Raw genomic sequence first — 23,593 nt, forward strand, 5'->3', positions numbered from 1 at the left:
ACTGATTTTTATGCAAAAAAATATACAGGACATTAAAATTAGTAACATCTTGTATATTTTTTTATTATATTAAATTGTTATTTTTAATTAGCTCTTGAACTATTTCTTTAAAAACTAGTGCCGATGTACGACCGCCAGCATCTTCCTTTATATCTATTTCTGGTATAAATACAACTAAAGAATAGTATTTGTTATTTTTTTCAAAAAAGCCTACAAACCATCCATCCGAATATTCCTTTCCATCAACAAAATATTCTGTAGTTCCTGTTTTTCCTCCCATATTTACACCCTCTACATTTGCATTTCTTCCAGTTGCATCTGTAGACTTAATTACACTTTGCATTTCTTTTTTTAATAATGATGCTGTTTCTTCACCTATTACTCTTTTTTTCTCTGTATTACTCTTTTCAATTTCATTTAACTTTGTATCTACATAAGAATCTAAAATATATGGTTTTACATATATACCACCATTGACTATTGCTATAGGTAGTGTACTTATTGCTATAGGTGTAGTTCTTATGCTCTGCCCTATAGACATATTAGTTGTTACACCAACACTCTCATCATCATTTAAATTTTCTACTCTTCCACACCTTTCATCATTCAAATTAAGAACTTTATCTAAAAGACCTTGTTCTTTAGAGTACTCTGTCATTTTATCTAATCCTATTTTCCAACCTAATTGTGCAAAAACATCATTAGATGAATACAAATATGCTTCACTTAAATCATACTTACTTTTATGTTCATTACTTTTAGGAAATATATTCTTCACTTCAAATTCATCATTTAATGTAGCTACATTATTATCTAGGGCCGCTTCTAATACAATTGTTTTAAATACAGATCCAACTAAAAATCCATTGCTACTTGGCACTCCTATATTGACATTTGATATCTTATCATCCTTTTGACACATTCCTAAAATTTTTCCTGTATCACACTCGGTTATTATTGCTCCAATTTGAGAATAGCGTTTGAATTTATCATTTCTCAATACTTCATTAATTTTATTTTCTATTTTTCTATCTAATGTTAATTTTACATTTATATTCTCTTCACTATTTTCTATCTTTTCATCTATTATCTTTCCATCTACATTTTTTTCAAAAATCATCTTAGAAAATTTATTTTTCTTTATTTTTTCATTTATTTGCCTTTCAATACAACCATCATCTTTCAATTTACCATTTTCATATAAATTAGGAGACATTATTAAATTTTCTATTTTCCAATCCTTTTTAACTATAGCTCTATCTCTAACATATCCATAAATTCCATTAACTTGATTAGATTCTTTAAATTTTTCATATGTTTTCTTATCAACTACATAAGTATATTTTTTACTTTTATCCATATAAGCTGCTTTATATAAATCATACTCGTTATTATAATCTTTTATTATATACAGAATTTTTTTTATGTCTTTCTCATCAGTTTTTTCATTCATATGAAGAAATGTCATAGGATCCAAAACAATACAATATTCCTTCTCTATATCTAATAAGTTTTCATTATTTCTATCTAGTAGTGTATAATTCATATTACTTAAATTTTCTTCATAATAATACTGCTTATTTGCTAAAACTTGATATGAATCTTTTTTATAGTTTTGAATATAAAAAAGTCTACCTACTAATGCAATAAAAATACATGTGTATATAATCGTAACACCATATGCTCTATTTATAATTACACTTCTCCAATTATATCTGCCATATATCTTCTTCCTATTTTTTCTCATAATAAAATACCTCACCTCAATCAAATTCTTGACTAAAGCAAGGTATTATATTCCTTAATTTCAAATATAATGATTTCCAATTATATTTTATGTACAAATTTATATTGTCTTTTTACTTTGTAATATTTGTCTTATATTTGCATTTATTATATCTATAGCAACTTTATTATGGCCACCTTCTGGAATAACTATATCTGCAAATTTCTTTGTGTTTTCTGTAAATTCTTCATGCATTTTCTTTACTACTGTTAAATATTGATTTATAACAGAATCTATAGTTCTACCTCTTTCTTTTACGTCCCTAACCATTCTTCTAATAAATCTAACATCAGCATCAGTATCTACATATATTTTTATATCTAGCATATCCCTTAATTCTTTTTCTTGAAGAACTAATATACCTTCAACTATAATTATATCTCTTGCTTCAACTTTTACAGTTTCACTTTGATTTCTATTATGAACTTCAAAATCATAAATAGGTTTTTTAATTGCTTCTCCATTTATAAGGCTGTTTAATTGACTAATTAATAACTCTGTATCAAATGCATTTGGATGATCATAATTAGTCTTTACTCTTTCTTCTAAAGTTAAATGGCTTTGATCTTTGTAATAAGAGTCTTGTTCTATCATTGCTATGCAATCTGCTCCAAAACTTTTGTATATTTCCTTTGCTATAGTACTTTTTCCAGAACCCGTTCCACCGGTGATTCCTATTATAACTGGTCGGCTCATTACTTCTTTTCCTCCTTGGCCTTTATAAGTATGTCATCTTTTTCTAAATCTTTATCTACTTTAACTTGAAATAGCATTTGTGCACTTGGTGCTGATTCTATTTTATTTCCATTTTCATCTTTCATATCAGCTAAAGTAACTTCTATATTATCACCTACTGGTCTTAAAACTTCTATAGTTTCGTTATCAAATACTTTATTTCTTTGTTCAATAACTGCCACTTTATTTTCCTTATCAAAACTTACAACAGTTCCAACTATATCGTAGTTTCTAATATAAGAAGATGATTCATAAATTTGACTATCTTTGTCTCCAAGATAAAATCCTGTATAATATTTTCTATGACTTGGTTTATCTAATTGTTGTAACCATTTTGGATTGAATTTATATCCTTCAGGATCACTAATATATGCGTCTAGAGCCTCTCTATAAGCTTTTACAACTGTAGCTACATAATATGCACTTTTCATTCTTCCTTCTATTTTAAGCGAAACTGCACCTGTTTTAACAAGTTCAGGAATGTATTCTATCATACATAAATCCTTTGAATTCATTATGTATGTTCCTCTTTCATCTTCTAATATCGGGAAAGACTCTTCACTTCTTTTTTCTTCTACTAATTTATACTTATATCTACATGGTTGAGCACATGCACCTCTATTAGAATCTCTACCAGTCATATAATTTGAAAGTAGACATCTTCCTGAATAAGACATGCACATTGAACCATGTACAAATATTTCTAAATCTAAAGACTCAGGTGTTTTGTCATTTATTGTTTTTATTTCTTCCATAGACACTTCTCTAGCTAATACTACCCTTTTAACGCCTTGTTTATGCCAAAATATAGCTGACTTATAATTTACATTATTAGCTTGAGTACTTAAATGAATTTCTAAGTTTGGAACTACTTCTCTTGCTGTCATTATTATTCCTGGATCCGAAACTATTATTGCATCAGTGCCTAATTCATAAAGTTCCTTTAAATATTCTTCTAATCCATCTAAATCTTCATTATGTGGAAAAACATTCAATGTTACATAAACTTTTTTTCCTCTAGCATGAGCATAGTCTATACCTTCTTTTAGTTCCTTATTGCTAAAATTATCCGCAAATGCTCTTAGATTTAATTTGCTTCCACCTAAATATACTGCATCTGCCCCAAATCTAATAGCAGTTTTTAATTTTTCTAAATTACCTGCTGGAGCTAAAATTTCTGGTTTTATCATTTTCATTCCTCCTTACAGTAAGCGCAATACCATCACCCATAGGTATTACCGTTGTTACTAAATCTTCATCCGCAGAAACCATATCTAAATAACTTCTCATTCTTTTTACTATAGTTATTTTTCTTCTTTTTACAAGTTCATCACTAGCAACCATACCTCTAAATAAAACATTGTCTGCAACTATTACACCATCTTTAGACAACAATCTTAAACAATGTGGTAAAAAATGATTGTAATGTCCCTTGCCTGCATCCATAAATATCATATCGTACTCATCATCTAGACTTTCTAAAACTTCAAGACAATCTCCACTTAGTATGCTTATATTATTTTCTAAATTATACTTTTTTACATTTTCTTTTGCTATACTTAGCATTTTTTCGTCTCTCTCTATTGTAGTTATTTTAGATTCACATCCAGATACTAAAGTCATTAAAATAGAGGAATAACCTATGGCAGTTCCAAGTTCTAAAATTTTCTTAGGTTTTTTCATAGTAACCATAAATTCCAAGAACTTAGCACCCTCTTTTTGAATTATAGGCACCTTATTTTCTAATGCAAATTCTTCTAATTCTTTTAAAAGACCTACACGATTAGGTATAAGATTTCTTATATAGTTTTCCATATATTCATAAGTAACTCCACTCATAAGTCCCTCCATTTTCTTAATTAGGCATCCAAAGTAAAATTATAGCAATAATAATTTCACTCTGGATGCCCTATATATTAAAATCCTTGAGTTTTTTCTTTTACTTTTAAAAATTCTTCATAGTTATCTGTAAAAAAGTGCGTTCCATCATTATTAGATACAAAAAACAAGTAATTAGTTTTTTTAGGATTTATTGCTGCATTTATAGATGCTCTTCCTGGATTACTTATTGGTCCTACCGGAAGACCCTCTACTAAATACGTATTATACGGAGATTTAACTTCCAAATCTTTTTCATAAAGTTTTTCTCTATGCTCCCCTAATGCATAAATCACTGTAGCACAAGACTGAAATTTCATCTTGTTATTAAGCCTATTATAGAATACTGAAGACACAATATCTCTTTCAGATTCACTACTTGCCTCTTTTTCTACAATTGATGCCATAGTAACTATATCATTTATATTTTGAGTTTCTATTGCCTCTTTGTTAGTTAATTCTTTTATAATACTATTAAATCTATTATTCATAGTTTTAATTATTTCCTCTGCAGTTACACCTTTTGTAAAAGTATAAGTGTCAGGAAATAAAAATCCTTCTAACTGATATCTTTTCTTTTCATCAAGTTTTATATATTTAGGAACAGGATATTCTTTAACACCTTTTATAAATTTCTCACTGCTAATTATGCCTTTTTCATCTAAGACTTTTGCAATTTGATCTATATCATAACCCTCTGGAATTGTAACAGAAACATTATTATTATTTAAAGATTCATTTCCTAAAATATTTAATAAATCCCCTAGTGAAGCATCTTTTTCAACATTATATGTCCCTGGTTTTATTACTGGTTTATTATCACTCATTTTTATATACATTTTTGTTATAACTGAGTTTTTTAATATACCATCTTCATCAATACCATCAATTATAGTATATAAAGTATCTCCCTCTTTTACTTTAACAATAAAATCATCATTAGTTTCAAAAGGATTTTTTATACTTTTACTGTAAAAAATTGTGCCGAAAATTAATATACCTATTAGACAAAAAGTAGCTATAATAATGCCCTTTTTCACATGACACACCCCACTATATTAAATTTATCTATTTTCTTGCATTTCTTTTTCTTATATTAGGATCTAATATTCTTTTTCTTAATCTTATGTTCTTTGGAGTAATTTCAACTAGCTCATCTGCTGCTATGAACTCAAGACATTGCTCTAAAGATAATAATCTTGGTGGTGTTAATTTTAAAGCATCATCTGCTCCTGATGATCTTGTGTTTGAAAGATGCTTTTTCTTACATACATTAACTTCTATATCTTCATTTCTTGAACATTCACCAACAACCATACCTTGATATACAGGTACTCCAGGTCCTATAAATAAAGTTCCTCTTTCTTGTGCATTGAATAATCCGTAACCAATTGATTCACCTTGTTCAAATACAACTAAAGATCCTCTACTTCTATCAGGAATTTCTCCTTTAAATGGCTCATATCCAGATAATATATGGTTCATTATTCCGTTACCTTTAGTATCTGTCATAAACTCATTTCTAAATCCTATAAGTCCTCTTGAAGGAACTGTAAACTCTAATCTTGTGTATCCATTTATAGCACTTGTCATGTTTACCATTTCTGCTTTTCTAGGTCCTAATTTTTCCATAACAACTCCCATAAATTCTTCTGGAACGTCTATTGTTAAGTTTTCTATAGGCTCTAATTTCTTACCATTTTCTTCTTTAAAGATAACAGTTGGTTTAGAAACTTGGAACTCATAACCTTGTCTTCTCATTGTTTCTATTAATATAGATAAATGTAATTCTCCTCTACCACTTACCTTAAATGAATCAGCAGAATCTGTTTCTTCAACTCTTAAACTTACGTTAGTTTCTAATTCTTTCATAAGTCTATCTCTTAGGTGTCTAGATGTTACAAAATCACCATCTTGACCTGCAAAAGGAGAATTGTTAACTATGAAATTCATGCTAAGTGTTGGCTCGTCTATTTCTACAAATGGAAGAGCTTCTGGGTTTTGAGCATCTGCTACTGTTTCTCCTATATTTATATCTGGAATTCCTGATATTGCAACAATATCACCTAATTTAGCTTCATCTGTTTCTTCTCTTTTTAATCCATCATATACATAAAGATTTGATATTTTTACATTCTTTGTTGTACCATCTTTTCTCATTACTGCAACAGATTGATTTTTCTTTATAATTCCTCTTTCAACTTTACCAATTCCAATTTTTCCAACATACTCATTGTAATCTAATGATGTAACTAGCATTTGCATTGGCATATCTATGTATCCTGAAGGTGGTGCTACATAATCAACTATTGCTTCAAATAGTGGAATCATGTTATCTGATTCATCTTCTAATTCTGCTTTTGCTATACCATCTCTTGCTGAACAATAAATAACTTTAAAGTCTAATTGCTCATCATTTGCTCCTAATTCAACAAATAGGTCAAACACTTCGTCTATAACTTCTGCAGCTCTTTCATTTGGTTTGTCTATTTTATTAATTACAACTATTGGTTTTAAAGAAAGTTCTAATGCCTTTTTTAAAACGAATTTAGTTTGTGGCATTGCCCCTTCATAAGAGTCTACAACTAAAAGAACACTATCAACCATCTTAAGAACCCTCTCAACTTCTCCACCGAAGTCAGCGTGTCCTGGAGTGTCTATGATGTTTATTTTTTTATCTTTATAGTGTACTGATGTATTCTTAGATAAGATTGTAATTCCTCTTTCTCTTTCTAAGTCATTAGAGTCCATTACTCTTTCTTCTACTTTTTCATTTTCTCTAAATACTTTACTTTGTTTTAAAAGCGCATCTACTAATGTAGTTTTACCGTGGTCAACGTGCGCTATTATAGCTATGTTTCTTATATCATCTCTTGTAAATTTATTCATTATTTGCCTCCAAATTTTTGTTTTCTCAAAATACGTACAAAATAAAATTGGATACGAACCTTGTACCCAACTTTTAATCAACTATACCTATTCTAATATTATGTTTAATAAAAGTCAACTTTCTAATAGTTATTATCCATTGTAATTTTAATCTAATATAATAATTTTTACCAATAAAACCATAATATAAACCTTAAATTTTAGATGATCATATATACATGTTTATATCTCTTATTTAAGTTATATAGTCATATCAGTCGCAATTAAAATGTGCATTTAAATTTTATAATATAAACAAAATTATTCTATGTATCTCAATTTGAAATTTTTTTATAAAGTTTTAAGTTTTATTTTAACTTTTCCAATTACATAAAATTATTATACTTTAGAAGGTACTTTCAAAATGTATTAATTGGTACTTTATATAACATTGACTAAATGTACAGATTTCATACTATATTATAATATCATATTTTCAAAAAAACAATTATATTACTAATAATATATCTAAAAAAAGTCTACGAATTATTTCGCAGACTTTTCTTAATAATTATACTTCCATGATTATTGGTAATATCATAGGTCTTCTTTTAGTTTTTTCATATAAGTAAGACCTCAATACTTCCCTTATGTTTCCTTTTATAGTTGGCCATTCTTTAATTTTATTTTCTTCACATTCTTTTAATGCATTTTTCACAAGCTCACGCGCCTCATCCATTAAGTCTTCTGATTCTCTAACATATACAAACCCTCTTGAAATAATGTCTGGACCAGCAATTACAGCTCCCGTTTCCTTTTCTATAGTAACAACAACTGTTAATATACCATCTTGTGATAAATGTTTTCTATCTCTTAATACTATATTTCCTACATCACCAACACCTAATCCATCAACAAAAACTTGACCAGATACTACAGATGATATTTTTCTTATAGATTCTCTTGAAACTTCTATAACATCTCCATTTTCACCTAAATAAACATTTCTTTCTGGCATTCCTAACTTTACAGCTAATTCTCCATGTTGTTTTAAATGTCTATATTCACCATGAGCTGGTATAAAGAATTTAGGTTTAACTAAAGCATGCATTAATTTCAACTCTTCTTGACAAGCATGACCTGATACATGTACATCAGCTAAAGCTTCATATATAACATCTGCACCTTTTTTAAATAATTGATTTATTACTTTGGAAACTAATTTCTCATTTCCCGGAATCGGTGTTGCAGATATTATTACTGTATCACCTTTTTGAATGTTAACTTTTTTATGCTCTGATGCAGCCATTCTTGAAAGTGCAGACATTGGTTCTCCCTGACTTCCTGTTGTTACAATTGCAACTTTGTCATCTGGATACTTAGATATAGAATCAACATTTATTAATATGTCTTTTTCCATTTTTACATATCCAAGCTCTATAGCTACTGCCATTATATTTTCCATACTTCTACCAGATATAGCAACTTTTCTTCCATATTTACTAGCTGATTCAATAACTTGTTGAATTCTGTGAATATTCGAAGCAAATGTAGCAACTATAATTCTTCCCTTGGCTCCAAAGAAGATTTTATCAAAAGTTTCTCCAACAGTACTTTCTGACATAGTGTATCCTGGTCTTTCCACGTTTGTGCTATCTGCCAACATGACAGTAACACCTTTTTTACCTAATTCTGCAAATCTAGTAAGATCTGCTACTCCTCCATCAATAGGAGTGTAATCGATTTTAAAGTCCCCAGTATGAACCACTACCCCTGCTGGAGTATGAATTGCTAAAGCTACAGAATCTGCTATACTATGATTTGTTTTTATAAATTCAACAGATACATTATCAAGCTTTATTATATCCTTTGGTTTTACACATTTTAATTCAACAGAGCTTAATAATCCATGTTCTTTTAGCTTTATTTCTACAATTCCTAATGTAAGCTTAGTACCATAAACCGGAACATTGATTTGTTTTAAAACATATGGCAACGCTCCTATATGATCTTCATGACCATGTGTTAAAAATATACCTTTTACTCTTTCTCTATTCTTTATAAGATAAGTAATATCTGGTATTACCACGTCTATTCCTAACATATCATCATCTGGGAATTTAAGTCCACAATCTACAACAACAATATCATTTTTATATTCAATTACTGTTAGATTTTTTCCAATTTCATTAAATCCTCCTAGAGGTATAATTTTTATCTTTTCTTTCTCTTTACGCACTTTCTCCCCTCCTTTGTGTTTTTATTTTTTTATATTAAATCCTTTATCATGGATAAAATTATCTTCATCTTAAACAAAATCTATAATACATCTTCAGTAAACATATTATTTAGATTCGTTGCACTCATCACAAAAACCATAAAATTTCAAACTATGATTTTCTATTTTAAACTTATATTTTTCCTCTATAACTTTCTCAATTTCCTCTAGTAAATCTCCTTGAACTTCAATGACCTTATTGCACTTAGTACATATTAAATGATGGTGGTTATGATTATCATCACCTTGTGAAAGCTCGTACCTACTTATTCCATCATCTAAATCCAATCTACAAATGACACCTAATTCTTCTAACAACTGAACTGTTCTATATACAGTAGCTAATCCTATCTCTGGGCAATCAGCTTTTACTAAATCATATAACTCTTCCGCTGTCAAATGTTCGCCTTCACTATTTATTATACCATTTAATATAGCTCTTCTTTGAGGAGTAAGTTTGTATCCTTTTTCTTTTAATTCATCTTTTAACTCTTCAATTTTTTCATGAGACATATTCAATACATTACATCCTTTCTAAAAGTAACTATCCTTTTAAAACAATTAATGTAAACTTCTCCTGAACTTAATATTTTTAAAATATTTTGGATTCTATTCAAAAAAACTAAGGTTTACTAAAGTTAATTTTAAAATCTAATGAATATTATCTAACTATTCATAGTTTTTATTTAATTATTTTTAGGATAATAACTTAATAATCAAAATTTATTTTGTGCACATAAGCATATAAAATTTACTAGTTTATATCTATTATTCTAAATCTAAAGCTTCATATGCTTCTGAAATGATTGCAAGTTCATCCTCATCTTCTACAGGAATAAGTATCATTTCACCATTTTCATCTTCTTCCATTCTTAAAGCAATATCATACTCTTCATCTGAATCTACTGGTGTAACTATTACATATTCATCTTGCTCAATGTCCATTTTTACAACTATTTCGAATTCAACTTCTTCTCCATTTTCATCAATTAATACTATTGTTTCCATATTGTTTTCCATCTTCTATTCTCCTACTTTCTAATATATACTATCTAGATAACCTTGCAGAATATAAGTTGCTGCTATTTTATCTACTATTTGCTTTCTTTTTTTTCTAGACATATCCGCTTCTAGCATTGCTTTATGAGCTGCTACAGTTGTTAATCTTTCATCCCAAAAAATTATATCTTTATCAATGTGTTTTTTTAACTCTTCGCAAAACATTTTTACTTTTTCGCCCTGTTCTCCAACAGTTCCATTCATGTTTTTTGGAAGTCCTGATACTATTTTTTCAACTTTATATTCATCACATATTTTTAACAATTCATTTATGTCTTCTTCTAATTTTTTTCTTCTTATTGTTGTTATTCCTTGTGCTGTAAAACCTAGTGGATCACTTATAGCAACGCCAATAGTTCTATCACCTACATCTAATCCTAGTATTCTCATTGAAATTTCTCCTAATACTATTAAAATAATTTAATTTTAAAAAGTATATATATCTAATATATATTATATCTTTTTAATAAAGCAATAAAAACAATTACTATTTATTATAATATTTATATTTATCTTAACTTTTAATAAAATATGTAACCGTAATTAAATAATATTGTTGTTTATGTAAATTTAAGTTACTTTTTCTTAAATTTAAAATAAAAATGCCTTAAAGGCATTTTTATTTTATATCTAGATAAGCTTTTAAAACTTCTTCTAATATGTCATCTCTTTCTAGTTTACTAACTAATGCTCTTGCTCCATTATAATTTGTAATATATGTTGGATCTCCTGAAATTAAATATCCTACTAATTGATTTACAGGATTATATCCTTTTTCTATTAAGGCATCATACACGTCAGTTAGTATCATTTTTGTCATATCTTTTTTGCTTTTTATTCCATCAAACTGAACAGTATTTTGATTATCCATTATAATCGCCCTCTTTCTTATAACCTATTTTTAATAAGTCTTGTATATTATAAAAAGTTATTATTAAACTTTTTGAATACTACTTCATTTTAACAATTTACTATTTTATAATTACTTCTATTATAAATCATATATAGTAAAAAGTATACTATTTAACTAAAGTTTCTATTACTTCTCTTCCTTTGTTCATTGCTTCTTCTAATTTTTCAGGTAGCTTTCCACCAGCTTGAGCCATGTCCGGTCTTCCACCGCCGCCACCACCAGCTATTAGTGCAACCTCTTTTATTATTTTTCCACAATGAATACCTTTATTTGTAACATCTTTAGTAGCCATAGCAACTAATTGTACCTTTTCACCATTTGCACTTCCAAGTACTACTACTCCACTTTGCAATTTATCTCTTAACTTATCACATAAATTTCTTAGAGAATTAGCATCTACATCTTTAACTGAAGTTACTATTGTTTTTATTCCATTTACTTCTTTTACTAAAGATAATAATTCATCTTCTAATCCACTTGTTAATTTATTTTTAAATTCTTGTATTTCTTTGTCTTTATCTTTTAGTTCTTGTAGTAATCCTTGAACTTTACTTAATAAATCTTTTTCAGTACATTTTAATGCACTAGAAACTTCTTTTAATAATTCATTTTTATTTTCAATATACTCTACAGATTTTTCTCCTGTTGTAGCTTCTATTCTTCTTGTTCCTGCGGCAACTCCACTTTCACTTAAAATCTTAAATAATCCAATTTCTCCTGAATTTTTAATATGAGTTCCACCACAAAGTTCTTTACTAAAGCTTCCAACTGATACAACTCTTACATCATCAGCATATTTATCATCAAATAATGCAACAGCTCCACTATTTTTTGCTTCTTCTAAAGTCATAACATCAGTACAAACATTATATACTTTCATTATTTCTTCATTTAAAATATTTTCAACTTTTTTAAGTTCTTCCTCTGTAACTGCTGAAAAATGTGTAAAGTCAAATCTTAATCTTTCGTCATCTACATATGAACCACTTTGATTTACATGATCTCCTAAAACTTCTCTTAATGCTTCATGTAACATATGAGTTGCTGTATGGTTTTTACATATTCTATTTCTTCTTGTTTCATCTACTGAAAGTTTAACTTCATCATCTATGCTAACTGAACCTTCAACAACATTTACAAAGTGTAATGTCTTTCCACCAGCATTCTTTTTACAATCATAAACTTCTGCTTTGAATTTTTCGTTACATATTATTCCTTTATCTCCTACTTGACCACCCATTTCAGCATAGAATGGAGTTTTAAGTGTAACTATTATTCCTTTATCACCTTTTTCAAGTTTAGATACAAATTCCTCATCTTTTATTAAAATCATAGCTTTTGAGTCTTCTATTAAACTAGTATACCCAGTAAATTCAATTTCTATATCTTTATCTATTTTATTTATTACACCATCATCATTTCCCATATAGTTAGAGTAGCCTCTAGCATTTCTTGCTCTCTCTCTTTGGTTCTTCATTTCTGTGTTAAATCCATCTATATCAAGGTTAAGATTTTTTTCTTCTAAGATTTCTTTTGTAAGTTCCATTGGGAAACCATATGTGTCATAAAGTTTAAATACTTTTTCACCCTTTAAAGTAGTTTCCTTATTTTCCTCTAATTCATCTATATATGATTTTAATATTTCCATTCCTGAGTCAATTGTCTCACTAAATCTTTCTTCCTCTAACTTAATAACCTTTTTAATATAATCGGCTTTTTCTACTAATTCTTTATATTCACTCTTACAACTGTCTATTACTACATCACATAATTCACTTAGGAATATTCCTTCTATTCCTAGTAATCTTCCATGTCTTGCAGCTCTTCTTAGTAATCTTCTTAATACATAACCTCTTCCTTCATTTGAAGGCAATACTCCATCACCAATCATAAATGTCACACTTCTAACATGATCAGTTATAATTCTTATAGAAACATCAGTATTTGCATTTTCTTTATATTTTTTATTTGCTTTTTTACAAACTTCATTTATTATAGCCATCATTGTGTCAACTTCAAATATATTATCAACACCTTGCATTATTGTAGAAATTCTTTCAAGACCCATTCCAGTATCTATATTTGTATGTTCAATCTTGTTATAATTTCCTTCTTCATCTTTATCAAATTGAGTAAATACTAGATTCCAAAACTCAATTACTCTATCATTATCAGAAGCCTCTACAAATTCTTCTGCTGTTTTTATTTCACCTAATTCAGGATTTCTATCAAAATGAATTTCTGAACTTGGTCCACATGGTCCTACACCAATTTCCCAGAAGTTATCTGCACCTAATCTAAATATACGATTGGGATTTACATCTGTTTTTGAAGTCCAAATTTCATTAGCTTCGTCATCATTTAAATGAATAGTTACATATAATCTATCCTTTGGTATTTCTAATACTTCTGTTATATACTCCCATGCCCATGGAATTATTTCACCTTTAAAATAATCTCCAAAAGAAAAGTTTCCAAGCATTTCAAAAAATGTACCATGTCTTGATGTTTTACCTACATTTTCTATATCACCAGTTCTTATACATTTTTGGCAATCAACCACTCTTTTAGATGGTGGAGTTTGAAGCCCTGTAAAATAAGGTTTTAATGGTGCCATACCTGCGTTTATTAATAATAAACTTTTATCATTTTTAGGTACTAATGGGAAACTTGGTAATCTTAAATGATCTTTTCCTTCAAAAAATTTTAAGAATGACTCTCTTATTTCGTTTACTGTCATGTTCTTCATAATATTTCCTCCTACTTTATATTAATATAGATTTTTTTAATTAAAGTTATATAGGGTTCCAAGTTGAAACTTTAAATAATAGCTTTCTCAAATAATACTACTAATCTTACAGTTTATTCTATTATAATATTTGGAATCAATTAACAATTAACAATGATAGTTAATATTACTCACTTTGTTCTTAATATTTATGAATAGATATACATAAAAACTACGTTTTTATATTGTTTTCAACTAATTTGCTGTGCAAATTATCATAAAAATTGATTTAAATAAACTGAGACTTCAGTTTTATCCTTCATTGTTAATTGTTCATCGTTAATTGTTAATTTTGAATAACACTTCAAATTGCTCTTTCTCAAATGAAACATGAATAACTTAAAGTTTTAACTTGGATTCCTATATATAAATTGTTAATTATAATTCTAAAAATTTAACTCTAATCTTTATTTCTATATTTTATTTTTAAATAAAAAAATAAAACTTCCTTCCCAGAAAAGGGACGAAAGTTCCGCGTTACCACCCTAATTATATTAATACTAAATATTAATATCACTTAATTATATGTTAGCTCCAAGATAGCTTCAATATATCTCCCAAGAAGTTTTCACCAACCACTTCCTCTCTTAATGCCTCAATATATTTACTAATTCTTATCATCACTTAATATTAAATTTTATATTTTCATTATATTAAAAAAGATTTTTTTGTCAACTACTTTTCACAATATAAAATTATAGATTTAGCTTTTAAATTACACATTTATCAACTAGTAGTTATTTATTATTATTGTATTTTAATATAGATATCCTTCTAAATCTTCATATAGAACCTTTGCAGTAACCCATATAGGTATTATTATTATCATACCTAAAACTCCACCTATGTTTCCACCTATTAGTAATAGCATAAGTACTGTTAATGGATGTGCATTTATATTATCTCCTATAATTTTGGGTCCTATTACATCACCTTCTATTTGTTGTATTATAGTTAAAACAATTGCCACATATATTCCACTTTTTATTGACTTTATACTTGCAAGTATAACTATTGGTACTGCTCCTATAAAAGGTCCAAAATACGGTATTATATTAAACATAGCATTTATAAAAGATAATAATAATGGAAATTTAACTCTTAGTATCATCAATGAAATAAATGTTAAAATCCCTATTATTCCACATAATTCGAATTGTGTTATTATGTATCTTTCCAATACTTTATCAACATGTATAATTGCTTTTCTAAACTCTCTTTTACCACCATTAGGTATGAATTTTGCTATTCCATTTAATATTAATTCATCATCACAAAGGAAAAAGTATATCATAGTTGGAGAAATTAAAAAAATTAATATATTCTCACCTATAGATATTATTTTTTCGCCTAAGTTTCCTATGCCTTGGCTTACAATTTCCTGAAGTTTATAATATACATTATTTAAACCTTTAATTACATATTCATTATCACCAAAAGGAATATCTATGTTTTTTGCACTTCCTAAATACCCTTCCAAGTTACTCAATATTTCTGCTAAGTTTTTGCCCTCACTTAGTATACAAGGTATTAATATAGTTAAAATTAGTATTATAAATACTACTATACTTAATAATACTAATAATGCACTTACTTTTTTACTTACTCCTTTTCTAACTAAAAATTTATAATATGGTCTTAAACTATATGAAATTATAAAAGATATCACTATAACTCCAAATAAATCTAAAAATATAGGAATTTTCTTTATTAATATAATTGTAAATATAATTATTAAACCTATAATTATATACTTTATAATTTTTTTACTTACTTCTTTTTTCAAATATATCACCTTCTCCTATACTCAAAAATTTATTTGGTATGCACTCCAAGTTTATTTTTTCTTCAGTAGACATATAAAATAAGTTTTTTTCTCCTAATATTAAATTTTTAGCCAATAGAACTTGTCTTTTTAGAAATAAATTTAAAATATTTGTAGCTATAATAACTCCCTGTATATTCATTTCATCTTCATCAAAAATCAAATCCTTAACTACACCTAATATATTAGAATTCCTATCAATAACATACATTTTATTTATATCTTCAAATCTTAAGCATTTCTCTTTGCTTATCTTTTTTACAACCATATATTTATTAAAATATAAAACATCTTCTTTCATAATATTAAAATTTTTCCCAAATAGTTTGTATGGTGTTATGTCAAACCCAATAACTTTTTTTTCGTGAAAATTTATAAGTATATCTTTTATATATCCAAGTCTCTTTCCATTAATATCAACAACATCCATATATATATAATCTCTAATTTTGCTCAAATTCATCATCTCCATATACAAAAGCGATTTGATTTTGTATATATTATTTACCTATCCTAGTTTATTTAGTCTACAAAAAAGCTATGAATTTAATTAATAAATCTAAATTCATAGCTTTTTTGCAGTTCATATTTCTAAATTATATATTTTAAAGTGTTGTTTATTGAATTAGTCCTGTTATCATTATTGTACATACTGATATTGGTATTAATAAAATTACTATAGGTTTCCACCATCTTTTTATTTGAAATTTTCCTCCACCTACATTACATTCATCCATATATCCTTTGAACTTCCACTCTTTAGCTATATATAATGATATTAAAAGTGCTCCTAATGGCATTAATACACTTCCTGATATATAATCAGCTAAATCAAATAAATTTTTTCCTATTATTTCAACATTACTCCATGGTCCTTGAGATAATATACATGGTATTGATAATACAAATATAACTGCCAAAACTCTCCATACAGTCTTCTTTCTATCTATTTTAAAAACTTCTGATACTGTGCAAGTTATTGCTTCTAAAAATCCTATTCCTGAAGTTATCCCTGCAATTATAACTAAAAAGAAAAATGCACCACCAAATATTCTTCCTCCTGCCATCTTAGAAAATAAATTTGGCATAGTTATAAAGGTTAACCCTGGCCCCTCTGTTGGTGACATTCCAAAAGAAAATATAGCCGGAAATATAACAAGTCCAGCAACTACTGCAATAATAGTATTTACTACCACTATTATTGTTGCATCTCCTGGTAAGTTACTATTGTTCTTATCTAAATAACTGCCATAAACAAAGGATCCTGCAAATCCTATACCTATTGCAAAGAAAGATTGTCCAAGTGCAGCTAGAATTACTTTACCATTTATCTTTGAAAAATTTGGTTTTAGATACCATTTAACACCTTCCATTGCTCCAGGTAACATAAGTGATCTAATTGCTAATATAATTAAAAGCACTAATAATGCTGGCATTAAATATTTACAGCAATTTTCTATTCCATTTTTCAAACCTTTATTTACTATTACCCCTAAAATAACTATCATAATTAATGTGTATACAACTACTTGCCCTGGATTCGATGTAAATGCTGTGTATATACTTGAAATTTCAGTTGCAGTTGTTCCTGTAAATTGTCCAGTTATCATTTTAACAAAATATGCAAGCATCCAACCTATAAGCATTACATAGTATGACATTATTATAGTTGCGGCTGCAACTCCTAACCAACCTATAGCTACCCAGATGCTCCCTTTCTTTGTAAGTTTTCTCATTCCATCTATAGGGTTAAGTTGAGTCTTTCTTCCAAGTCCCATTTCAGCGATAAATAATGGAATTCCAATTACTGCTGATATTATTATATATACTAATAAAAATGCTCCACCCCCATTTACACCTACCATATAAGGAAATCTCCAAACTGCTCCAAGTCCTATCGCAAAACCAGCTGTCGCCATTATAAATCCAAATCGACTTCCCCAATTCTCTCTTTTTTGTTCCATTCATAGCCCCTCCTTCTATTAACTTTAAATTTATAGGCGTATACTTTATTATTTACAATAACTTATTTTCAAGTTTAAACTTATTAACAAAGAATACCCCAGTAATGTTGCTAGTTTTAAAGTGTTTTAATTTGTATTCTCAACCTTAGCCTTTGATTGTAGAAATAATTTCACTCTTAGCCATTAACTATAAATCTATTTATCTATATAATAAGCAACTGATATGCCAACATGAAAAAAAGCTTTATCATATAAATATATTCACACCTTATTAATATTTAAATTCATATTTTACATAAATAAATATAAATGTAAATGTTTAAATTTTGTTTTACATATTTTATTTAATAATTATTTAATAAAGCATTCTAAAATAGAAAAAGAGGCAATAATTGCCTCTTTTTTTGTATAGTGTGAAAAAAATTTCCTATACACTATGAAATTTTTTTCCTATCCTATATTATATTCGTTTATTTTATTACTAAGTTGTCTTCTACTTATCTCTAATCTTCTTGCAGCTTCAGATACATTATTTTTGCATTTTCCTAGAACTTTTTCTATATATTCAGCTTCAAATTCTCTTCGTATTTCTCTTAATGGTCTTACTTCATCATAATCATCTTCTATAAGAATACTACTTTCATTTGGTAAATATTTTGATGTTATGATTCCATTTTGTGTTAGTACAACTAATCTTCTTATTATATTTTTCATTTCTCTTAAATTTCCTGGGTAATTATAATTCATTAAAAAACTCATAACTTTTTCATCAATTTTCTTTATATTCTTATTAAATTCTTTTTCACATTGATTCAAAAAGAATTTAATTAGCATTTCTATATCTTCTTTTCTTTCTCTTAATGGTGGTATTTCTAATACTATAGTACTAATTCTATAAAAGAAATCTTCTCTAAAGTTTCCTTTTCGTATTTCATTGTTTAAATTTTTATTAGTAGCACATATAAGCCTAAAATCAACATTTATTTCTTCATTACTTCCTATTCTTTCAACAGTTCTTTTTTCTAAAACCCTTAATAATTTCACTTGAACATCTAATGATATATCTCCTATTTCATCTAAAAACAAAGTTCCATTGTTAGCACTTTCAAATCTTCCAATTCTTTTATCCAATGCTCCTGTAAAAGCCCCTTTTTCATGCCCAAAAAGTTCTGACTCTAAAAGTGAATCTGAAAATGCACAACAATTTACAGGAATAAAATCTCTTTCTTTCCTATCACTACAATTATGAATATAATTTGCTATAACATCCTTTCCAACACCAGACTCACCTAAAATTAATATATTAACATTACTTTTCGCCGCATTTTTTGCAAGCTCTAATAACTCCAAAAATTTTTTATTATTGGTTTTAAGAATAAATTCACCATCAGTGTCATCTTTAAATTTTTCTTCTACTTTTTTTATTTCATTTATAAGTTCTTCTGGTGGATCACCTTTTATAAAATATGAAAAAGCACCTTTTTTCATTGCTTCAACTGCATTTTGTATACTCCCATATCCAGTTACTAATATTACTTCTATATCATTATCACTTTCTTTTACTTTAGATAACAATTTTATCCCATTCATTTTGTCCATAATCAAATCAGATAATATTAAATTAAATTTTTCATTTTTTATCTTTTTAATTGCTTCTTCACCACTACAAGCCACATCTACACTATAACCATGTTTTTCTATGATTTTTTTTAAAATCATTCTATATTCTTTTTCATCATCAACAATTAAAATTTTCAAAAAACATATTCCCCCAATCATAACTAACATATAGTAAATTTCTTAGTTCATTTTAATATTTTAACTTAATAGTAAGTTCTATTGCACAAATGTAAATCAACTCTACTTTTATTAATTTTTGAATTCTAATTTAAAAGTAGTTCCAACACATTTTTTACTGTTTATTTTTATATTTCCATTGTTTCTTTTTATTTCATTATAAGTTATATAAAGTCCCAGGCCTGTTCCCTTCCCAATTGGCTTTGTTGTATAAAAAGGATTAAATATTTTTATCATATCATCTTCATCTATTCCACATCCATTATCAGATATATCTATTGACAAAGTTTTATCTTTTTTAATAACACTTATTCTAATCTCACCCTCATATATATTTTTTTTATTTTCATTTATAGCATCAATTGAATTAGATATTAAGTTGATAAATATATGTCTTAATACCTCTTCATTTATATAAAATGTTATATTATCATCACAATCAATTGATACTTTTATATTGTTATTTCTTAAAGTTTTATCTTCTAACAACATTATATCTTCTAAAAAACCCTTAATTTTTAAATTGTTTTTAGCATTTGTAGATATTCGTGCAAAATTAAGTAAATTAGATATTATTTTGCTAGCTCTTTCTATATTATTTTCTATAGCACCTATAAATTCTAAACTCTCCTCATCTTCAATACTGCTTTTTAGAAGATAACAATAATTTCTTATTATTCCCAATGGATTTCTTATTTCATGTGCTACTCCAGATGCTAATTGTCCTATTGCGATCATTTTATTATCCTGAATAATTTCTCTTTCAGCTACTTTCTCCTTTGTTATATCCTTAATTACAATTACTATACTTTCTAAAATATTATCACTATCATCAAAAGGAAATGTATTTATTTTTAATATTTTTTCTTTCAAAAAGTATTCTTTAGAATTTTCAGCCTTTTCTTTGAATGTATTATTTATTATATCTTTAAATATCCATTGATTTACGTTTAAATCCACATTATTATTTTCTATAAATTTATTAAAAGCTCTATTTGCATGTAATATATCATTATTTTTATCTAGTACAATAACTACATCAGTTATACTATCTAATGTATTTCTTAAAGAATTTCTACTATCTGATAATTCCTTAGTTTTTATCTTTATTTGCTTTTTTAATGTATAATTTAAAGTAAAAAAAATATATATCATAATAAATAAAGCATAAATAAATATAAACACAAATCTAACCATGTTATCATTTTTATTTTCATCTAACAAAGCCAAATCTTCACTATACCATTTTGTTTTTACACTTTTAAACATATCATTTTTTCTTAATGAAAATATACCCTTATTTATAATATTCAGTAACTCTCTCTTTTGTTTTGGTATTGAAATTACTACAGGCTTTTTATACACACATTCTTTAAGAAATTCATATTTTTTATTCATGCCTTTATTTTCCATATAATATTTCAATACTGGTTCGTCCCCAATAGCCACATCTGCTCTTCCTTCTTCTAGTGCATTTATAGTATCTTCTAAGTCTTTAGTAAAAACAAATTCTACTTCATTTAAATTTTCTTTTAAGAATTCTACAGCATAATTACTTTTGGGAACTGCTACTTTATATCCTTTTAAATCCTTATAACTTTTTATCTTCCTTAACCTTTTAGGCTTTACAATATTTCCTCTTATAATATAAATAGGATCTGAAAACACAAAGTATTCTTCTCTTTCTTTTGATGGAATTAATCCAAAGCATTTTATTTCATCAACACTACTTTTATTTATATAATTTTGCCACCCATCGTTAACTTCAAATATAATATCTTTACCTATTTCTATAGATAATGCATTCATAAAATCTACTAAAACTCCTTTATACTGTCCTTCTTGACTTTTAAATGCTAATGGATATGAATTTTGATCTGATATATATATTATATTTTTATTTTCATTTAACCAATTTTTTTCTTCATAAGTTATCTTTCTCGATTTCTCTATATACTCAATAAAATTTATATCATAAGCATATTTAGAATATATATTTAATAGAATTATACCTATTAAAATTGAGTAAATGAATCCGACCAATACTATAACCCTATTTTTCAACTAACCACCTCAAAATATATTTTTATATTTAAAAAGAATTCATGATTTAACATGAATTCTTAATTGTCATTCTCCCATTTGTCTTTCCATTTTTCAAAACCATTTTTTTCTCTATAATTATTTATAGCTTTATGTATCGTTTGTTCTGCAAGTACTGAGCAATGAATTTTTTCAGCTGGTAGTCCATCCAATGCTTCAATTACTGATTTATTAGTTAAACTCCATGCTTCCTCTAATGTTTTTCCTTTAATTAGTTCTGTAGCTATACTAGAGGACGCTATTGCTGAGCCACATCCAAAAGTCATAAATTTCACTTTATCTATAACGTTTTCTTTTACTTTTATGTAAATTTTCATAATATCACCACAATTAGCATCTCCTGCTTCACCTATGGCATCTGCATCTGGCATTGTTCCTACATTTCTTGGAGCATAAAAATGTTCTAATACTTTATCGCTATATTCCATTAAAATCATCCCCTAAAAATAAATTGTAAAACTATTTTCAATCTTCTTTTATTATAACATATAGTTTTTAAAATTTGAAAGTTAAGTTATTTATAGTTCATTCTTTGAAAACTTTACTTTTATATATTGCTTTTAAATATTTGTATCCAAATCAAAAACCGCCAAGGTTAAAACCTCAGCTACAATATTGAAAAATTAACAATGAACAATGAAGGATAAAACTGAAGTATCAGTTTTTTATATTTCTATTTTTAGATATTAAAAGCGAAGCTAGTAATATTCACCATAACTTTTCACTCTTAGTTCTTAATTACTTTCAACCATGATATCAGAATAAACTGTAAGGTTAATAGTATCCTTTGATAAAAATATTACTTTGAATTCTAGCTTGAAAGCCATATAGGATTTCAAGCTAGAATTTAAAATAATTTAATTTATAGTAAATGCTCCTGTAGCTTTTTTTAGTTTTACTTCTACTACAATTTTATTGGTTCCTTTTTCAATAGGTATTTTTTTATATCCTTTACTGTTTATAGTTTCAAGTCTATTTCCATTATCATCACTTATATTTACTGTACCATTTCCTTCTTTTAAATTTAAGTTGCAATCTATATATTCTGTATTAGAATCAATTTCTATAGTTTTCTTTTTCTTTTTACTACAATTTTCAAATGAAATATAATACTTAAATCCATATCCATCTTTTTCTACTATTTTATTTTCAATTTTAGCTTCACTATTAAATAAACTCTCGCCATTTATAGTACTTTTCATTGATTTCATTTGAATTATAAATATACTAGCAAAAAATAAACTAACAATTATTATTATTGTTAAAATAGCAATTAGTATTTTATTGTTCTTTTTAAATGTTATAGCTTCAAAATTTTTATAATCAATCATAGTTCCACAATATTTACAGTACATACTATCTTCTTCAAGTAATTTACTGCATTTTTCACATCTATACCTGTTTTCTTTTCCTCTTACAATTAAATAAACTAAAAGTCCTAAAAAATTAGGAACAACTATTGTTACTAAACACCATAAAAGTCCATTCATATCTCTACTACGTGCATCTTTATATACCCAAACTCCCATAAGTATATTAATGACAAACATAGTTACTATAGGAATATATGGTATACACATCAAAAAATTAAAATCCATA

At 26.9% G+C, this 23,593-nt stretch carries 19 protein-coding genes and 1 other annotated feature; all 19 genes read right to left on the minus strand.

The genetic code is table 11. From position 1 onward, the window contains the following. Positions 1–64: 64 nt before the first annotated feature. Complete coding sequence (locus tag AC07E4_RS17865; RefSeq protein ID WP_478217078.1) at positions 65–1,747, minus strand: penicillin-binding transpeptidase domain-containing protein; 1,683 nt, start codon at positions 1,745–1,747, stop codon at positions 65–67. A gap of 99 nt (positions 1,748–1,846) precedes the next feature. Continuing rightward, positions 1,847–2,482: a uridine kinase gene (gene udk, locus AC07E4_RS17870; protein WP_040330753.1), complete on the minus strand. Its 636-nt coding sequence runs from the start codon at positions 2,480–2,482 to the stop codon at positions 1,847–1,849. Beyond that, a complete protein-coding gene (locus tag AC07E4_RS17875) occupies positions 2,482–3,711 on the minus strand; it encodes a peptidase U32 family protein (RefSeq protein ID WP_430830003.1) in 1,230 nt (409 codons plus the stop codon). Before AC07E4_RS17875 ends, udk begins: the two co-directional genes overlap by 1 nt. Continuing rightward, positions 3,677–4,360 (minus strand): O-methyltransferase, encoded by a 684-nt coding sequence (locus tag AC07E4_RS17880; RefSeq protein ID WP_040330755.1) that lies wholly within the window; start codon positions 4,358–4,360, stop codon positions 3,677–3,679. Before AC07E4_RS17880 ends, AC07E4_RS17875 begins: the two co-directional genes overlap by 35 nt. Positions 4,361–4,437: 77 nt before the next feature. After that, the gene (mltG, locus tag AC07E4_RS17885; RefSeq protein WP_478217079.1) at positions 4,438–5,439 is read right to left on the minus strand and encodes an endolytic transglycosylase MltG; all 1,002 of its coding nucleotides are present in this window, start codon (positions 5,437–5,439) and stop codon (positions 4,438–4,440) included. Positions 5,440–5,467: 28 nt separating this feature from the next. Further along, complete coding sequence (gene typA, locus AC07E4_RS17890) at positions 5,468–7,288, minus strand: translational GTPase TypA (protein ID WP_040330757.1); 1,821 nt, start codon at positions 7,286–7,288, stop codon at positions 5,468–5,470. Between the two features lie 550 nt (positions 7,289–7,838). Beyond that, positions 7,839–9,506 carry a ribonuclease J gene (locus AC07E4_RS17895; RefSeq protein WP_430830000.1) on the minus strand — a complete coding sequence of 556 codons (1,668 nt, stop codon included), beginning with the start codon at positions 9,504–9,506 and terminating at the stop codon, positions 7,839–7,841. A 105-nt stretch (positions 9,507–9,611) separates the two neighbouring features. Further along, positions 9,612–10,058, minus strand: a complete 447-nt coding sequence (locus AC07E4_RS17900; RefSeq protein WP_040330771.1) for a Fur family transcriptional regulator — start codon at positions 10,056–10,058, stop codon at positions 9,612–9,614. Positions 10,059–10,313: 255 nt separating this feature from the next. After that, positions 10,314–10,565, minus strand: a complete 252-nt coding sequence (locus tag AC07E4_RS17905) for a DUF1292 domain-containing protein (RefSeq protein ID WP_040330759.1) — start codon at positions 10,563–10,565, stop codon at positions 10,314–10,316. 18 nt (positions 10,566–10,583) lie between these two features. Beyond that, entirely contained in the window at positions 10,584–10,994 is a 411-nt protein-coding gene (ruvX, locus tag AC07E4_RS17910; protein WP_040330760.1) for a Holliday junction resolvase RuvX, read from the minus strand. Between the two features lie 229 nt (positions 10,995–11,223). Further along, a complete protein-coding gene (locus AC07E4_RS17915; RefSeq protein WP_040330761.1) occupies positions 11,224–11,475 on the minus strand; it encodes an IreB family regulatory phosphoprotein in 252 nt (83 codons plus the stop codon). A 148-nt stretch (positions 11,476–11,623) separates the two neighbouring features. Beyond that, positions 11,624–14,266, minus strand: a complete 2,643-nt coding sequence (alaS, locus tag AC07E4_RS17920) for an alanine--tRNA ligase (RefSeq protein ID WP_478217080.1) — start codon at positions 14,264–14,266, stop codon at positions 11,624–11,626. A gap of 495 nt (positions 14,267–14,761) precedes the next feature. Further along, positions 14,762–14,935: a binding site (T-box leader), on the minus strand. Positions 14,936–15,062: 127 nt separating this feature from the next. Continuing rightward, positions 15,063–16,091 carry an AI-2E family transporter gene (locus AC07E4_RS17925; RefSeq protein ID WP_051540484.1) on the minus strand — a complete coding sequence of 343 codons (1,029 nt, stop codon included), beginning with the start codon at positions 16,089–16,091 and terminating at the stop codon, positions 15,063–15,065. Continuing rightward, on the minus strand, positions 16,072–16,587 hold the full coding sequence (locus tag AC07E4_RS17930; RefSeq protein WP_478217081.1) for a PRC-barrel domain-containing protein: 516 nt from the start codon (positions 16,585–16,587) through the stop codon (positions 16,072–16,074). The genes AC07E4_RS17925 and AC07E4_RS17930 overlap by 20 nt, the downstream gene beginning before the upstream one ends. A 160-nt stretch (positions 16,588–16,747) precedes the next feature. Then, on the minus strand, positions 16,748–18,094 hold the full coding sequence (locus tag AC07E4_RS17935; protein ID WP_478217082.1) for a sodium-dependent transporter: 1,347 nt from the start codon (positions 18,092–18,094) through the stop codon (positions 16,748–16,750). Positions 18,095–18,544: 450 nt separating this feature from the next. Continuing rightward, positions 18,545–19,852, minus strand: coding sequence for a sigma-54-dependent transcriptional regulator (locus AC07E4_RS17940; protein WP_242838450.1), 1,308 nt, complete (start codon positions 19,850–19,852; stop codon positions 18,545–18,547). A 111-nt stretch (positions 19,853–19,963) separates the two neighbouring features. Beyond that, the gene (locus AC07E4_RS17945; protein WP_478217083.1) at positions 19,964–21,955 is read right to left on the minus strand and encodes an ATP-binding protein; all 1,992 of its coding nucleotides are present in this window, start codon (positions 21,953–21,955) and stop codon (positions 19,964–19,966) included. A gap of 59 nt (positions 21,956–22,014) precedes the next feature. Beyond that, complete coding sequence (gene nifU, locus AC07E4_RS17950) at positions 22,015–22,422, minus strand: Fe-S cluster assembly scaffold protein NifU (protein WP_040330299.1); 408 nt, start codon at positions 22,420–22,422, stop codon at positions 22,015–22,017. 429 nt (positions 22,423–22,851) lie between these two features. After that, the gene (locus AC07E4_RS17955) at positions 22,852–23,592 is read right to left on the minus strand and encodes a PLD nuclease N-terminal domain-containing protein (RefSeq protein ID WP_478217084.1); all 741 of its coding nucleotides are present in this window, start codon (positions 23,590–23,592) and stop codon (positions 22,852–22,854) included. Position 23,593: the final 1 nt, after the last annotated feature.

The organism is Clostridium amazonense, assembly GCF_056431285.1.